Here is a 13,951-nt window from a genome sequence, read left to right as displayed (position 1 = left end):
TGGGCGCGCGCGGCGGCGCGGCGGCCGGCGGCGGGGTGCGCCGCCGCCCGCGGGTGCGTCAGTCGTCGAGGTGCTCCGCCGTCAGACCGTGCTCGTCCAGGAACGCGGCGAGTTCGTCGTCGGCGCCGCGGGCTCGCAGGGCCTTGGCGATGACGAACAGCTCCTCCCAGGCGTCGTCGGGATCCTCCAGCAGGGCGAGGGCGGCTCGGCCGGCCTCCTCGGCCGCGACCGGGTCACCGAGGTCCAGGTGGACCGCGCCGAGTTCGGTGAGCACGGCGCCCCGCCGACTCCCCGCGTCCGCGCCCGTGCCCGCGCCCGCGTCCGTGCCCGCGCCTGTGTCCGCGTCGGCCTCCGTCGCCGCGTGCGCGTCGAGCAGGGCGCGTGCCGTGCGCAGCCGGTCGGCCGCCTCCGCCAGACGGCCGGTGACGCGCAGGCGGCGGGCGTAGGCGAACAGCAGGCCGGCGGTCGCCGCGCCGGAACCGGCCGGACCCTCGCCGGGCGCACGGCCGAGAACGGCTTCGGTCTCCTCCAGGATCTCGGCGAGCAGGCCGTCGGCAGCCTCCTGCTCGGCCCACGGAAGCCGGTTCAGCGCCGCCGCGAGCGCGGTCAGCACCTCCTCCTGCCGGGCGGCGGCCTCGAAGCCGCGGGCCGCGGCGAGGTACCGGGCGGCCGCCGGGGGCCCGTAGCCGAGCCAGTCGCCGAGGGTGGCTTCGAGCTCCGGGCGCGACGGCAACGACACCGAGCCGTCGATGGGCTGCCCCCGCTCCCCCGAGTCCAGGAGTTCGCCCAGCACCCGGCCGGCCTCCTGCCGTTGGCCGTCCGCCCGGTAGGCGCGGGCCAGCAGCCACCGGCACGTGGCGAGGTCCGCCGTCAGGTCGAGCCGGTCGAGCTCGCGGACGGCCTCCTCGGCCGCCTCCACTGCTTCGGCGTGCCGCTCGTCGGCGAGCAGCGCCTCCGCGGTGGCGGCCCTGGTCCGGGCGGCGGCGGCCAGGTCTCCGGCTGCGGTCCGGGCCGCGACCTGCTCGACCAGGCGGTGGATGCGCTCGCCGAGGCGCAAGCGCAGGTCCCGGTCGAAGACCGACAGCGGTGTGGGCTCGCCAATCGGGCCGGCGGCCATCCACCCCCGCATCCGCGAGCTCTGGAAGGTGTTGCCGTTGCGGGCGTCGAACCGTTCGGCGACGGCCAGGGCGCGCTCGCGCAGCTCCACGGCGAGACCGGCCACGCGCGCGTCCGGGCGGCGCCTGCCCTCCACGGTGGGGAAGCGCAGGACCGTCCCGGCCTCCTCCTCCCGGGCCCGCGACAGGACGGCGACGGCCGCGGCCGCGAACTCCATCTCCGCCAGCGGCGTGCGGGCCCGGTCGAGCCAGGACAGGTGGCGCTCGATCAGGTCGAGCCCGCGGCCGACGTTCCCGCTGTGCACGCAGTACAGCAGGTTCCGCGCCAACTCCCCCAGGTGGTGCGGGTTGTCGCGGATCCTGCGGTAGGCGGTGCGGTGCGCCTCGACGGCGCGCTCGCCCTGGCTGGTCCGCACGAGGGGCAGGAGCAGTTCGGAGTTGATCCACTGCGGCTGCTCGGTGCAGCCGGAACGGACGGCCGGCTCCCCGACCCGGATCGCCTCCTCGTCACGGCCGAGGGCCACCAGCGTCCGCACGTGGCTGCTCGGCACGCAGCCCGAGCAGTCGGAGAGGCCGTCCCGGCGGGTGAGCGCCATCCGCTCGTAGAAGTCCTGCGCCTGGTCGAGTTCGCCGGTGCTCTCCGCCACCAGACCGCGGTGCTGGAGGACGGCGTGCATGCTGTGCCCGCCCCGGCGGTAGCGCCGCTCCATGTCGTCCACCAGGTCCTTCGCCCGCTGCAGCGGGATCTCCGGGAACTGGTGGACGTTGTGGACCATCCACTTGAAGTGCCACAGCAGGGTGCGCTCGTGCCCGGGGGCGAAGCGCTCGGGCTCCCGGTCGTAGGCCGCGAGGCACCAGGAGAAGGTGAGGAAGGACTTCTCCGGCGCCCAGCTGTGCTGGTACGTCCGGGTGGCCGACATCCTGACGTCGAAGGCGAACTCGACCAGGCCGAGGGCGTCGGCGTGCCGGATCACCTCCTCCAGGGCCGCGAACTTCGCCGCACCGGTGGGCATCCCGTGGGTGCTGCCGAAGAGCCGGCGGAGTTCCTGCTCGGTGCGGCTCACTGCGCGCCTCCCGCGACGGCCCGGCCGATCAGGCCGAGGAAGGACTGGTTGAGCGCGGCGGTGTCGGCCGGGCGCAGCGGGTGGTGGCCGAGCAGCAGCGCCTGGGCGTAGAGGCCCTCCAGGCACATCGCCTGGAGCTCCGGATCGGCCAGTGCGAGGACCTGACGGGCGAGCGGGTTGCGGTGGTTGAGCACCAGTCGGGGCCGGGGCGCGGTGGCGGCCTGGAAGCTGCCGAGGATCGCTGACCAGGTGTCGTCGACCTGTTCCCGGGTGCCCCGGACGTCCAGTTGGAAGGCCGTGTCCTCGTCCAGGAGGTAGAGCGCGGGCAGCCCGGACGGCTCGAAGGAGCGGACCAGCAGGTCGCAGCCGAGCCGGTCGAGCACCCGGTCGGCGACGGCCAGGAACGGGGCGATCGCCTGCTCGTCGGCCGTGTCCAGGCGCTGGAGGTGGGTGGTGAGGTCGGCAGCGCGCAGCTGCTCGACCTCAAGGGCGCGGTCCACCGAGGCGAGCCGGTCGATGATCTCCGCGTCGTAGACGTACCCGGCGTTGAGGACGGCCAGGCCCTGCGCCGCGGCCACCGGGGCGAGCTGGCGGAACTCGTCCAGCAGCGGGGTGAAGCGCAGCAGGCCGTAGCGCTCGCCGAACTCGCTGAGGGTCAGCGGGCCGACGTTGGTCTCCATCGGCCAGAACTCGGCGACCAGGCGCAGCATGTCGTCGTCGTGCAGGGCGAGGGCCTTGACGCCCAGGTGGTGGACGCGCAGGAAGGCGCGCAGCCGGGCCGGCTCCTGCCGGCTCAACCGTACGAGCCAGCCGCGCAGTCGGTCGCCGAGGGTGTCGCGGGTCGCCTCCAGGAGGGAGTCCTCGTAGAGCGCCTCGCGGCTGGCGGTGGGCCGCAGCTCGGAGGTGTCGACGACGCAGCGCACGAAGAAGGCCCACTCGGGCAGCAGGCGTTCGGCTCCCTCGGAGAGCAGCATCTGCTTGAGGTAGACGCGGTGCGCGGCCGGGACGGCGGGGTTGGCCGGCATCGGCAGGACGAAGGCGACGCCGCGCAGGCCCGCCTCGGCGGTGGCCACGTCGATCACGTCGAAGGGCGCGAAACCGAACACCTCCTCGCAGTACGCCTCCAGACGGTCACGGCGGGCGGCCTCGGTCTCGTCTTCGGGGCGGTCCCAGGGGGCGGGGCCGCCGGTGACCGGCTCGCCGTCGACCGTGACCGGGTGCGGCAGCCGGGCGCCGTAGTGCTCGACCAGGCCGGTCACGGCGCGGCGGGTGAGCAGGTGCTCGCACCCGGGCCGGGGGCGCAGGGTGACGGTGGTTCCGGTCTCCTCGCGCTGCCGGTCGGCGGGCGCGGGCTCCACCGCGTAGGCGCCGTCCGAGAAGCCGCGCCACAGCACGGTGGGCTCGCCCGCCCGGCGGGTGGTGACCTCGATCGCGTCGGACACCATGAAGCAGGACAGCAGTCCGATGCCGAACTGGCCCATGAACTCGTGCCGGGCGAAGCCCAGGTCGTCCCGCTTGGAGCTGCGGCCGATCGTCGCCAGCAGCTCGTGGACCTGGGCCTCGCTGAGGCCGATGCCGTTGTCGCTGATGGTCAGGGAGCCGTCGCCGGTGGTGTCGCTGGAGGCGATCGCGATCCGCGGGGCCGGGGGTCGCGTGGCCACGCCGTCCGCGTCGTCCGCGTCGGTTTCGTAGGCCGCGTCGGCTTCGTAGGCCGTCTGGCGCGCGGTGATGGCGTCCACGGCGTTCTGCAGCAGCTCGCGGACGTACACCTGCGGGCTGGTGTAGAGGTGATGGCTCAGAAGGTCGACGATCCCGCGCAGGTCGACGCGAAAGGTTTGGCTCAACGGGTTCTCCCAGGTCGTGTCGGGAGCACCTTAGAACGGCAGTACGACAGTGGGCAGTCGAATATCGCGCCGCCGTCCGGCAGGGCCCTGGCGCGGCCGTCCCGCGGCAGGGGACGGCGGGGGACGGCTGCCGGGCGGCGGGGGACGGCGGGGGACGGCTGCCGGGCACCCTCTTTTAGAGCAACCAAAGGTTGCACATTCCGGGGGAGCGGCCTACGGTTATATGCAACCAAAGGTTGCGAGACGAGGAGAGCGGGATGGAGTACGGCAGCATCGAGCGGGAGATCCGCGTCGAGGCCACCCCCGAAGTGGTCTACGAGGTCATCAGCACGCCCGAGCACCTGCAGGAGTGGTGGCCGGACGAAGCGGACATCAAGCCGGTCCCGGGTGCCACCGGGTCCATCGCGTTCGGTGCGGGGACACCGGACGTGAAGGTCGTGCCACTCACGGTGGTGGAGGCCGACCCGCCCCGGCGGTTCAGCTTCCGCTGGGCCCAGGACAAGGGCGAGGCCGCGACGCCGGACAACTCGTTCCTGGTCACCTTCGACCTGGTCCCGTCGGACGGCGGCACGCTGCTGCGGTTCACCGAGACGGGGTTCCGGGAGAAGGGCTGGGAGGCCGCCGTCCTGGAGGAGGCGTACCTCGACCACGTCCGCGGCTGGGACCACTTCCTGCCCCGCCTCGTCACGTACGCCGCCCGGATCGGGACGCGGCCGTGAGCGTGACCATCGACGACGAGCTCTGGTCGGCAGTGGGGGACCCCATCCGGCGGCGGATGCTCGACCTGCTCCTGACCGGCGACGGCGGGACGGCGACCACCCTGAGCGAGCAACTGCCGGTCACCCGGCAGGCGGTCGCCAAGCACCTCGGCGTGCTGGGCCGCGTCGGGCTCGTCCACGACACGCCGTCCGGACGCGAGCGCCGCTACGAGGTCGACGAGGCCCAACTCGCCCGCGCCGTCGCACAGCTGTCGTCGGTCGGCGCCGCCTGGGACGCCCGGCTGCACCGCATCAAGCGGATCGCCGAGGCCATCCAGCGCGGCCAGGAGAACAGTCACGAGAGCAGTCAGGGGAGCAGTCAGGAGGACGACCAGGAGAGCTGAGCCCGCACGCGCCCACGGAGGAACGAACGCGCCCGGGAACGGGCGCCCGTACGAGAGAGAGGTACCGCGATGGCGGACATCCTGCACCGGATCGGTGTCACGGCGTCCCCGGACGCCGTCTACACGGCCCTGACCACGGTCGACGGCCTGGCGAGCTGGTGGACCGAGGACACGGAGGGCGACGCCGGCGTCGGCGGTGTGCTCCGGTTCCGCTTCGGTCCCCCCGGCGGCTTCGACATGAAGGTCCTGGAGACCGAGCCCGGCCGGCAGGTGCTCTGGGAGGTCGTCGACGGCCCCGAGGAGTGGATCGGCACCCGGGTCCGTTTCGACCTCAAGCGAGAGGACGACTTCACCATCGTGCTGTTCCGGCACGAGGGCTGGAAGGAGCCGGTGGAGTTCATGTACCACTGCAGCACCAAGTGGGCCACGTTCCTGATGAGCCTCAAGGCCGTACTCGAAACCGGCACGGGTGAGCCCGCGCCGCGCGACGTCAGGATCAGCAACTGGCACTGAACGGCCGCGCCGCACGCGGAGGGACGCGCGGCGAGCGCCGAGGGACTGAGAACTGAGGAACTGAGGGACTGAGACACGGCGAGGGCCGAGGGGCTGCCCCCTCGGCCCTCGCCGTACGTCACTCGAATCGGCTCCAGAGCCGTCCGACGGGCGGCTCGGCGCGGATCCCGGCCGCCGCGAAGGACACGTGCTTGCCCCGCCCGGAGAGCACGACCCTCCGGCCCGTGAGCGTGGCGCGGGTCGTGGGCCAGCCCGACCAGGCGTCCACCGCGAAGTCCGTCACGCCGGTGCAGACCAGCGCGAACTCGACCGCGTTGTGGCCGCGTTCGCGCCACTGGTCCGCGGCGCCGGCCGGGACGGCGAACGCGGAGAACCTCAAGGTGACGGACGCCTCGCGTTCGTCGACGAGGACGGAGTCCAGGCCGTAGTCGCTCAGCGGGGGTGGCGGTGCGCCGAGCACCTCGCGGACCGTTCCGGGGTTCGCCAGCTCCGCGGACCAGTCGTGGTCACCCGACCGGTCGTGGTCACCCATGGAACATCCTCGCGGTGGTGGGCGGCAGCACGCTGCCGTACAGGCGCCGGTCGAGCCGGCTCACGAACCACCGCTCGGCCGCGTACGGGTCGGCGGCGCGGGAGCAGTACGCGTTGAGGTGCCCCACCGTGAGGGCGGCGTACGCCGTGAAGTCCAGCGAGAACCCCGGGCCGCTCACCCCGACCGCGATCCGCCGCTCCCGCTCCCGCATGAAGCGGCTCAACCCGATGTCGACCACGGTGCCGTCGGGAACGCCCCGCATCCGCAGGTCCTCCTCCACGCCCGTGAACCCGACCTGCGCCTCGAACCGGTCGCACCCCGCGTCCGTCCAGGCCTGCGGGGCGAGATCGGGAAAGCGCGGGAACTCGACCCGCAACGTGACGCCCGCACCGCGCGGATTCAGCTGCACCGACCGGAGGAGCAGCCCTTCCGGGGGCGGCAGTTCGGTGTAGAGCGCGGCCAACTCCCCGGAGCGCAGCAGGAGCTCGGGCCATGCACCGACCGACACGGGCCCGCCCCTCTCTTCCGGATACCTCGCACACCTTCTTGACCTGGGATGATACCGCTCGCCCCGGCGGCCGGGTCAGGCACGGACGCCCCGGAACCGCTCCCGCGATCGGGGACGCGTGCCAGGGCCGTCGAGGTTCGGGCCCGTGGTGTTACTGGCTGGTAATTTGGCTGATCATCATCTCCCCTGAGGCTTCGTCAGATCGTTACGCTCCGGCAGTCGGGCGGCCAGAGGCAGTTCGAGCAGTCAGAGCAGTTCGAGCACAGATGGAGCACGTGATGGAACGACCCACCCCCAGCCGTGGACGCCGGACGGCGAGTGCCGTCCTCGCGGCGGCGCTCGCCCTCGGCGGAGCCGCCGTGGCACAGCCGGCCGTGGCACTGCCCGCCACGGGCCAGGCCGCCACGGGACAGTCCGCCGCCGGACAGGCAGCCGCCGGACAGGCAGCCGGCGCGGAGGCGCCGTCCTCGGCGGCAACGGGTTCCGGCTCGTTCCGCCTGGCCGACATCCCGATGAACGACGGCGTCGTCCTCAAGGCCGACGTGTTCACGCCCGCCCCCGGGGCGCCCGGCGCCGGTCCGCAGGGGCGCCACCCGTTGCTGGTGCAGCCGGCCAGCTGGGGGCAGAACGACCTGGAGTACGTCGCCCAGGGCCGTGCGCTCGCCGCCGACGGGTACGTCGTCGTCACCTACACGGTGCGCGGCTTCTGGGGATCCGGCGGGGAGGTCGACGTCGCCGGGCCCAAGGACGTCGCGGACATCTCCACGGTGATCGACTGGGCGCTCGCACACACCCCCGCCGACCCCGACCGGATCGGCATGGTGGGGCTCTCGCTGGGCGGCGGCCTGACCCTGCTCGGCGCCGCCTTCGACCCGCGGATCAAGGCCGTCGCCTCGCTCAGCGGCTGGGCCGACCTCACCGACTCGCTCTACAGCGGGCAGACCCGGCACCTGCAGGCCGCGGCCGTGCTCGCCGGCATCCAGGCCCCGACCGGCCGCAAGAGCCCCGAGTTCGCCCGGGTCCTGGACGACCTCTTCGCCGACCGTGACCTCCCCGAGGTCATCGGCTGGGCGGACACCCGCTCCCCGGCACGGCACCTGGACCGGATCAACGCGAACGGCACCGCCGTCCTGATGGCCAACGCCTGGGGCGACAGCTTCTTCAACCCCAGCCAGGTCACCGACTTCTACCAGCGGCTGACCGTGCCCAAGAGCCTCGAACTGCGCCCGGGCGACCACGCGAGCCAGGAGTTCACCGGACTGCTCGGGCTGGACAACGCCACCTGGAACAGCGCGCGCTCATGGCTCGACCGGTACGTCAAGGGAGCCCCGACCCCGGACACCGGGACGCAGCCGGTCCACCTCGACGTCCGGCCCTCCGGCACGCCCGAGAGCCACACCGACTGGCAGTCCGTCAGCACCCGCACCGAGCACCTCACGGTCGGCGCCGACACCCTCGAGGCCGATAGCCCCGGCGCCGCCGAGCCCGGTGCTCCGGTGTCGGCGAACTGGCGGACCACCGTACTGGGCAACACCCCCTCCGGCGCGAGCGGCGGGGTCGCCCTGCTGTCCGGGATGGTCGACCAGGCGGTGCACCAGCCGCCGACCGTCGTCGTCCCCCTGCTGGCCCGCTCGGCCGCCGTCGTCCGACAGTCCCTGCCCTATCCGCAGGGCCTGTCGCTGCGCGGCGTCGCCCGGGTGCACACGACGGTCACCTCGACGGCCGCGCAGGGAACGGTCGTCGCCTACCTCTACGACGTGGACGCGCTCGGCGTCGGCCGGCTGGTCTCGCACGCGCCGCAGAGCTGGTCCGGCCGTGCTCCCGGCCAGCCGTTCCCCCTGGACGTCGCGCTCTTCGCCACCGCCTACGACCTGCCGGCCGGCCACCGCCTGGCCCTGGTACTGAGCACCCGGGACGCCCTGTACGGCGGGGAGACCCCGCTCGGCTCCCGGGTGACCTTCGGCTCGACCACGGCCGACCCGGCCGGCCTGACGCTGCCGGTGCGCTGATCCGTCCACGCTGCGCCGCTCCTGTCCCAGGGGTGACCGGGGCGGCGGCCCGGGAACGCAGTGGGGCCGGGAAACGCAGTGGGGCCCGGAGCCGCCGGGGGCGGCGGCTCCGGGCGGGCGGAGGTACGGCGGTCAGGCGGTCGGCGGGGTGACGTAGCCCGCGACGTGCAGGTCCTGGGCGCCGCCGACGGCGGTCCTGGGGTTGAGGTGGGTACGGAGGGTGACCTTGTTGCTGTAGTTGCCCTCGACGGTGTCGAGGGTGCCGTCGCCGTGCACGGCGACCACGACGCCGACGTGGCCGCCCGGGGTCTCCTTGGCCGGCTCCCCGTAGACCACCAGGTCACCGGGCTGCGGGTGGGCCGACCCGACGGGGTGCCAAAGACCGTGCTGCTTGCCCCAGTAGCCGACGCCGCGGCCGGTCAGGTCGGTCGGCACCTCCTTGACGCCCGCCTCGCGCCAGGTCCACTCGACGAACGCCGCACACCACCCGGTCTTGCAGGTGTGGCTCTTGTTCGGGAAGTACTTGTTGCACTCCGCGGTGCCCTCGCGCACCCCGATCTCACCCCGGGCGACCGAGACGATCCGGTCCCGGAGCGCGGCGGCGGTCCGCGTGGCGGGGGCCTCGGTGACGGTCCGTTCGCTGCGCTGGCTGCCGGACGGGAGGGTGGCCGCGCCGGCCGCGCCGGCACCGAGAGCGCCGGTGACGACGAGGGTGGTGGTGAGCGCGGCGGCGGCCCGGGCCCAGGCGGAACGGGCGGTACGGGCGGTACGGGACTTGGGCGCGACGGGCAGGGCGCGGTGGTGGTTCGGGTTCACGCGAGCTCACTCCTTCGGATGATGCGCCGATCCGGGCATGACGAGGAAACCCCGGACGGGGCTGGGGACTTGGCAGCGGTCGGCGAGTGCCGACGACAATCACGATCCCATCGGTCCGGGCCCGTCGGTAGCCTGGGCCCGTCCCACTTGTCCCATTGCCCGACGGGCTGTCCCACACGCCTGTGACCTGCTGAAATGCAGGTACTTGGGACAGCGGGGGCTGCCGAGGAGGAGGCAGATGACCGGCCCCAGGCCCACCCGCGGGCGAGCCGTCCCGGTGCCGCACCCGCCGGACGTCGAGGACTGGACGCGGCTGATGACCGCGCTGACCGCGGAGCTCGACCTCCAGGGCCGCGCCCTGCAGAGCAGATCCGCCAAGGCCGGGACGCCGATCGGGAAGAGCACCTGGCACCGCGTGCTGTCCGGCCACACCCTGCCCTCGGCGTCCGTCCTCGATCTGATGGTCGGCAGCGGCAGGTTCACTCCGGAGCAGGGCCGCGCACTGGTCGCGGCCTGGGAGAAGGCCGCCGACTGCCTGGACCGGATCGACGCCGCCCGGCGGTCCGGCGCGACGGAGGCCGAACCGAGTCGGGCGGCGCCCGCGCTCCCGTTGGAGCCGTTGGAGCCTGCGGTGCCATCGGTGTCATCGGTGCCATCGGTGCCATCGGTGCCGCCTGAGCCGTCGGCGCCGAGCCCGGGGCGCACCCGGCGGTCGGCCGGCCGGATCGCGGGGTTGGCCTCGATCGCGGCCGCCTGTGCCGCCCTCACCGTCTACCTGGTCGGCAGCCGCATCGACCCCACCACCGCGGAGGACTCCGCCGACGCCGCCGCCAGTACGGCGACCGCTGTGAGCCCGTCGGCCTCCGCGAGCACACGGGCTCTGGCAGGCGGACCGTCCGAGGCGGGAACTCCGTCCGTAGCGGGTACACCGACGGTGACGGGTACACCGGCGGCGGGCACGCCCGTCGCGGCGGGCCCACCGGCCGACCCGGCGTCGCAGCCACCGTTGAGCCGGCCCGCGCCGCCGACCGAGCGCCCCGGCGTCGAGAAGGGCTCGCTGGGCGAGGACAGCCGCTGCAGCGCCCCGTACCCGGGGCCCGCGGTCGTCACCTGGCGGGTCTGCGTGCGGGTGGAGGCCGACCGCGTCTCCATCGCCCTCAAGGTGACGAACCGGGCGAGCGTGCCCACCAGGGCCAAGGTGCGGCTGGAGTTCGCCCGGGCCGGGAAGGTCTACCCCTGCCCCGGAGCGCCCGGCGCCCATGTCATCGACCTCGACGCCGGGACGACCGTGATCACCCCGCCGGCCGACTGCGCCACCGTGCGCGAGGCCACCCCCCTCGCCTACCAGGGCCTCGGCCGGGTGGTCGCCGCCGACGCGACCGACGCCGCCTACAACGTCTCCCCCACCGCGTCCGTCTACCCGGACCGGCCCACCATCTGGCGGCCCGACCTCATCGAGTAGCGGAACGGCCGGGGACGGGCCGCCTTGGCGTCAGGCGTCAGGCGTCAGGCGTCAGGCGTCAGGCGTCAGGCCGGGGACCGTCCCCCGAGGCTCGTTGTCAGTGGCCGAGGGGACACTGGCGTCGTGAAAACGTTCTCCTCCTCCGCTTTCTCCGACGCCGCCGACGCCACCGCCACCGCCACCGATGCCGACTCGCGCGAACCTCTCCGCTGGGTCGGGTCGATGGGCGGCCCGCTGATAGCGGTTCCGGTTTCCGCACTGGCCCAGTGGGGTGGTTGCACGGAGTCGGGAATGATCATCGGTGACGGGGAGGCACCGGACGACTACGACCGCGCCTGCGAGGTGGAGGACCTGGCCGGGGTGATCGCCGTCGGCGGGGAAGGCGCCTGCGGACTTGTCCTCGCCGATACCCCCGACAAGAGCTGCTACCTGCCGGAACACCGGGCCTTCGTCCGCTGGCTGGGCGCCCACAGCGAGGCGGACCTGATCACCGCGGCCCGGGCGGTGCTCGCCGACCCCACCACCGTGTGGGAGGAGTGCGGTGTCTGGGAGACCGACGGCCCGGCGGTGCTCATGGACTCCGTGATGGCCGGAGCCGATCTGGGTGTCGAGTTCCCGAACGGCGGAGGCGTGCCCGAGCAGGCCCCCGTCCCGCTCGGGCCCGGCAGCTGGACGGTCCGCGCCGCCCACGCCTCACCGATCGAGTACACCTCGGTGGGCGTGATCCAGCTTCTGCCCCGGTCGGCGGACTGACCGAGGTGCGCCCTCGGCGGAGCCGAGGGCCGGGAGGCGCCACCGGACCCCCGGTCGGCCGGGCGGGGGCCGGTGGCCGGGCGGGTCAACGCCGGTGCCAGACCGCCCAGTTCTGCTGGGTGTCGGCCCGCTCGACGTACCAGTCGGCGGGGTGGCCGGGCCAGTACTCCTCCGGCTGCTGCCCCGGTGCCGGCAGCGGGGTGACCACGACGGTCGCCTCCGCCGGGACGGGCTGCCACCGCGGGTCGAGGGACCAGATCCGGCCGCGGTAGACCTCGAAGGCCTGGGTGGCGCGCAGCGACCAGTCGATGTCCCAGGCGAACACCACGTTGTCGTCCGGCTTCAGCCCGGCGGCGCGGGTGAACCCGGTGGCCTGCGCCTTGCGCCACTTCGCGTGCGGCTGGGTGACCTGGGCGGTGATCGTCGTGGTCGCGAAGGCCGCGAAAAGGGCCAGCGAGAGGCCGACCGCCCAGAGCACCGGGCGGCCCCCGGCGGCCCGCATCAGCACGACCGCGCCGAGGATGACGAGGGCGGCGGCGGTGGTCCGGAACATGGCGAGCCGGCCCCAGTCGGTGGACAGGAACGACACGTCCGGCATGCCCCAGAGCACGAAGACCTGGGTCCGCAGCTTCGAGCCGGCGGACATGACCACCAGCTCGGCGAGGACCAGCGTGAGCGCGGCCGTCGCCGCCGCCGTCCGGCCGAGGGCGCGGCGGCCGAACCTGACGAGCACCGCGGAGCCGGTGACGAAGGCCGCCGGGACGAGGTAGGAGGTGTACCGGGCGTAGACCCAGTTGTCGATGCGTCCGTCGTCCGGCAGGGCGGCCGCCGAGGCCAGCGCCGTCCCGAGCAGCAGCGCCACCAGCACGCCGCCGGTGATCCGCAGCGGCCGCGGGAAGCGACGGCTGAACACCGCGAACAGGCAGACGGTGACGGCCAGTCCGCCGATGCCCCAGGTGGAGACGATGAAGCACCAGATCTGCCCGGCGGTCCGGGTGAGGGTCCGCTGGGCGGCCTCCGGGTCGGTGAGGCCCCGCCAGAGGAAGCCGCCGACGTCGCTGTTGTGGACGGTGAACTGGGCGTGCAGCCAGGCGGCCAGCAGCTCGGCGCCCAGCACGCCGAGGCCGAGCGCCCCGAGCCCGGCGACGGTCGCGCGCCACGGGGCCCACCGCAGCAGCAGGACGCCGACGAACACCACGGCGGTCAGGGCGACCACCACGCCGCCGCGGTCGTGTGTGGCCATCGCGTAGCCGGCGGCCGCGCCCGCCCCGACGGCGTGCCAGGCGCGGCGCCGCAGTGGGCCGTCGGCGAGCCAGCCGTGCAGGCAGAGCAGCCAGGCGAGGATCAGCGCGGGCAGGACGGCGTCGGTCAGCACGAACTGCGAGTAGAAGACCACCGGCGGCAGCAGTGCGGTCACCGCGCCGAAGACGTACGCGAGTTGCCGGCGCAGGCCGAGGCGGCGCAGGGCGACGTACGCGAGCGGGAAGACCAGTGCGCTGACCAGGGCGTTGATCCCCATGATCAGGTGGTACGCGGTCACCGGGTCGTCGGCCAGGCGCAGTGCGGGTGAGATCAGCAGCGGGTAGCCGCCGGGGATGACCACGCCGACCGGGATCTCGGTCGTCTGCCCGCCCGCGAGGACGCGGGCCAGGACGAGGTAGGAGTCCTCGTCGGGGTGGACGGACGGGTAGCTCAGGTGCCGGGCCAGGACGAGCCGGAAGAGCAGCTCGGCGACGTACCCGGCGCTCAGGGCGGCGGGCCAGAACCAGGGCCGCAGGCGCAACTCCCCGAAGCGCCGCACCACCCAGCCGGCGAGCCGGTCGGTGGGGCTGCCGGTGGGGCTGCCGGTGGGACGGCCGGCAGGACGGCCGGCAGGACGGCCGACGCCGGTGGTCGGTGGTGGTGCGGTGGTTGCCGGAGCTCCGCCCGACCGCTCGGACGTGGTGGGTGCGCTGTGCTGCTGCATCGAACTCTCTTTCCTCCCCGGATGGTTCGGCTCCGCCGGGCGCCCGGGCACCGGGCACCCGGGGCGTCGGAAGGCGTGCCGAACCGCGGCGCGGCCCGTGCCGGGGCGCACCTTCATGTCATGCGACTATATATACAGGTGATCTACATATGCAGCTGAGCAGAGTCAGCAGGGAAGGGTCTGACGAGAGTGGACATGGTTCCCCCCGGAACACGGCTGCGGGCATGCCGCAGGAACATCTGGCTATGACTGTGGAGGAGCAGCGCA

Annotated in this window: 12 protein-coding genes; 6 read left to right on the top strand and 6 right to left on the bottom strand. The window is 73.7% G+C overall.

The window, feature by feature from the left end:
- Window positions 1–58 precede the first annotated feature (58 nt).
- On the bottom strand, window positions 59–2,179 hold the full coding sequence (locus tag ABTY56_RS17860) for a hypothetical protein (RefSeq protein WP_350629755.1): 2,121 nt from the start codon (window positions 2,177–2,179) through the stop codon (window positions 59–61).
- Complete coding sequence (locus ABTY56_RS17855) at window positions 2,176–4,023, bottom strand: HSP90 family protein (protein ID WP_350629754.1); 1,848 nt, start codon at window positions 4,021–4,023, stop codon at window positions 2,176–2,178. The genes ABTY56_RS17860 and ABTY56_RS17855 overlap by 4 nt, the downstream gene beginning before the upstream one ends.
- Before the next feature lie 257 nt (window positions 4,024–4,280).
- Here ABTY56_RS17855 and ABTY56_RS17850 point away from each other — a divergent pair, with 257 nt between their 5' ends.
- From ABTY56_RS17850 to ABTY56_RS17840, 3 genes are all read left to right on the top strand, one after another.
- Window positions 4,281–4,742 carry an SRPBCC family protein gene (locus ABTY56_RS17850; RefSeq protein WP_350629753.1) on the top strand — a complete coding sequence of 154 codons (462 nt, stop codon included), beginning with the start codon at window positions 4,281–4,283 and terminating at the stop codon, window positions 4,740–4,742.
- Entirely contained in the window at window positions 4,739–5,125 is a 387-nt protein-coding gene (locus ABTY56_RS17845) for an ArsR/SmtB family transcription factor (protein ID WP_350629752.1), read from the top strand. Before ABTY56_RS17850 ends, ABTY56_RS17845 begins: the two co-directional genes overlap by 4 nt.
- Window positions 5,126–5,194: 69 nt before the next feature.
- Window positions 5,195–5,638 (top strand): SRPBCC family protein, encoded by a 444-nt coding sequence (locus ABTY56_RS17840; RefSeq protein ID WP_350629751.1) that lies wholly within the window; start codon window positions 5,195–5,197, stop codon window positions 5,636–5,638.
- Window positions 5,639–5,756: 118 nt separating this feature from the next.
- On the opposite strand, the gene ABTY56_RS17835 is transcribed toward ABTY56_RS17840, so the two are convergent.
- Both ABTY56_RS17835 and ABTY56_RS17830 read right to left on the bottom strand, forming a co-directional pair.
- On the bottom strand, window positions 5,757–6,170 hold the full coding sequence (locus ABTY56_RS17835; RefSeq protein ID WP_350629750.1) for an Imm50 family immunity protein: 414 nt from the start codon (window positions 6,168–6,170) through the stop codon (window positions 5,757–5,759).
- The gene (locus ABTY56_RS17830) at window positions 6,163–6,678 is read right to left on the bottom strand and encodes a hypothetical protein (RefSeq protein ID WP_350629749.1); all 516 of its coding nucleotides are present in this window, start codon (window positions 6,676–6,678) and stop codon (window positions 6,163–6,165) included. The genes ABTY56_RS17835 and ABTY56_RS17830 overlap by 8 nt, the downstream gene beginning before the upstream one ends.
- Window positions 6,679–6,956: 278 nt before the next feature.
- Between ABTY56_RS17830 and ABTY56_RS17825 the strand changes: the two genes are divergently transcribed.
- Window positions 6,957–8,687 carry a CocE/NonD family hydrolase gene (locus ABTY56_RS17825; RefSeq protein ID WP_350629748.1) on the top strand — a complete coding sequence of 577 codons (1,731 nt, stop codon included), beginning with the start codon at window positions 6,957–6,959 and terminating at the stop codon, window positions 8,685–8,687.
- A 132-nt stretch (window positions 8,688–8,819) separates the two neighbouring features.
- On the opposite strand, the gene ABTY56_RS17820 is transcribed toward ABTY56_RS17825, so the two are convergent.
- Complete coding sequence (locus ABTY56_RS17820; RefSeq protein WP_350629747.1) at window positions 8,820–9,503, bottom strand: CHAP domain-containing protein; 684 nt, start codon at window positions 9,501–9,503, stop codon at window positions 8,820–8,822.
- A 238-nt stretch (window positions 9,504–9,741) separates the two neighbouring features.
- Between ABTY56_RS17820 and ABTY56_RS17815 the strand changes: the two genes are divergently transcribed.
- Both ABTY56_RS17815 and ABTY56_RS17810 read left to right on the top strand, forming a co-directional pair.
- Window positions 9,742–10,965 (top strand): hypothetical protein, encoded by a 1,224-nt coding sequence (locus tag ABTY56_RS17815; protein ID WP_350629746.1) that lies wholly within the window; start codon window positions 9,742–9,744, stop codon window positions 10,963–10,965.
- 123 nt (window positions 10,966–11,088) lie between these two features.
- Window positions 11,089–11,718 (top strand): Imm21 family immunity protein, encoded by a 630-nt coding sequence (locus ABTY56_RS17810; protein WP_350629745.1) that lies wholly within the window; start codon window positions 11,089–11,091, stop codon window positions 11,716–11,718.
- Window positions 11,719–11,803: 85 nt separating this feature from the next.
- Here ABTY56_RS17810 and ABTY56_RS17805 read toward each other — a convergent pair whose 3' ends face one another.
- Window positions 11,804–13,684, bottom strand: coding sequence for a phospholipid carrier-dependent glycosyltransferase (locus ABTY56_RS17805; protein ID WP_350629744.1), 1,881 nt, complete (start codon window positions 13,682–13,684; stop codon window positions 11,804–11,806).
- Between the last annotated feature and the right edge of the window lie 267 nt (window positions 13,685–13,951).

Origin of the sequence: Kitasatospora sp. NPDC097691 (genome assembly GCF_040302665.1) — a bacterium.
Taxonomy (GTDB): Bacteria; Actinomycetota; Actinomycetes; order Streptomycetales; family Streptomycetaceae; genus Kitasatospora.
The sequence above is the reverse complement of the archived record's forward strand: the minus strand, read 5'-3'. Positions and strand labels throughout refer to the sequence as shown.

Excerpts from the sequence above, each read along its gene's own strand:
- ABTY56_RS17850 (WP_350629753.1), top strand. The coding sequence starts at position 4,281 with ATGGAGTACGGCAGCATCGAGCGGGAGATCCGCGTCGAGGCCACCCCC.
- ABTY56_RS17825 (WP_350629748.1), top strand. The coding sequence starts at position 6,957 with ATGGAACGACCCACCCCCAGCCGTGGACGCCGGACGGCGAGTGCCGTC.
- ABTY56_RS17835 (WP_350629750.1), bottom strand. The coding sequence starts at position 6,170 with ATGGGTGACCACGACCGGTCGGGTGACCACGACTGGTCCGCGGAGCTG.
- ABTY56_RS17840 (WP_350629751.1), top strand. The coding sequence starts at position 5,195 with ATGGCGGACATCCTGCACCGGATCGGTGTCACGGCGTCCCCGGACGCC.
- ABTY56_RS17815 (WP_350629746.1), top strand. The coding sequence starts at position 9,742 with ATGACCGGCCCCAGGCCCACCCGCGGGCGAGCCGTCCCGGTGCCGCAC.
- ABTY56_RS17805 (WP_350629744.1), bottom strand. The coding sequence starts at position 13,684 with ATGCAGCAGCACAGCGCACCCACCACGTCCGAGCGGTCGGGCGGAGCT.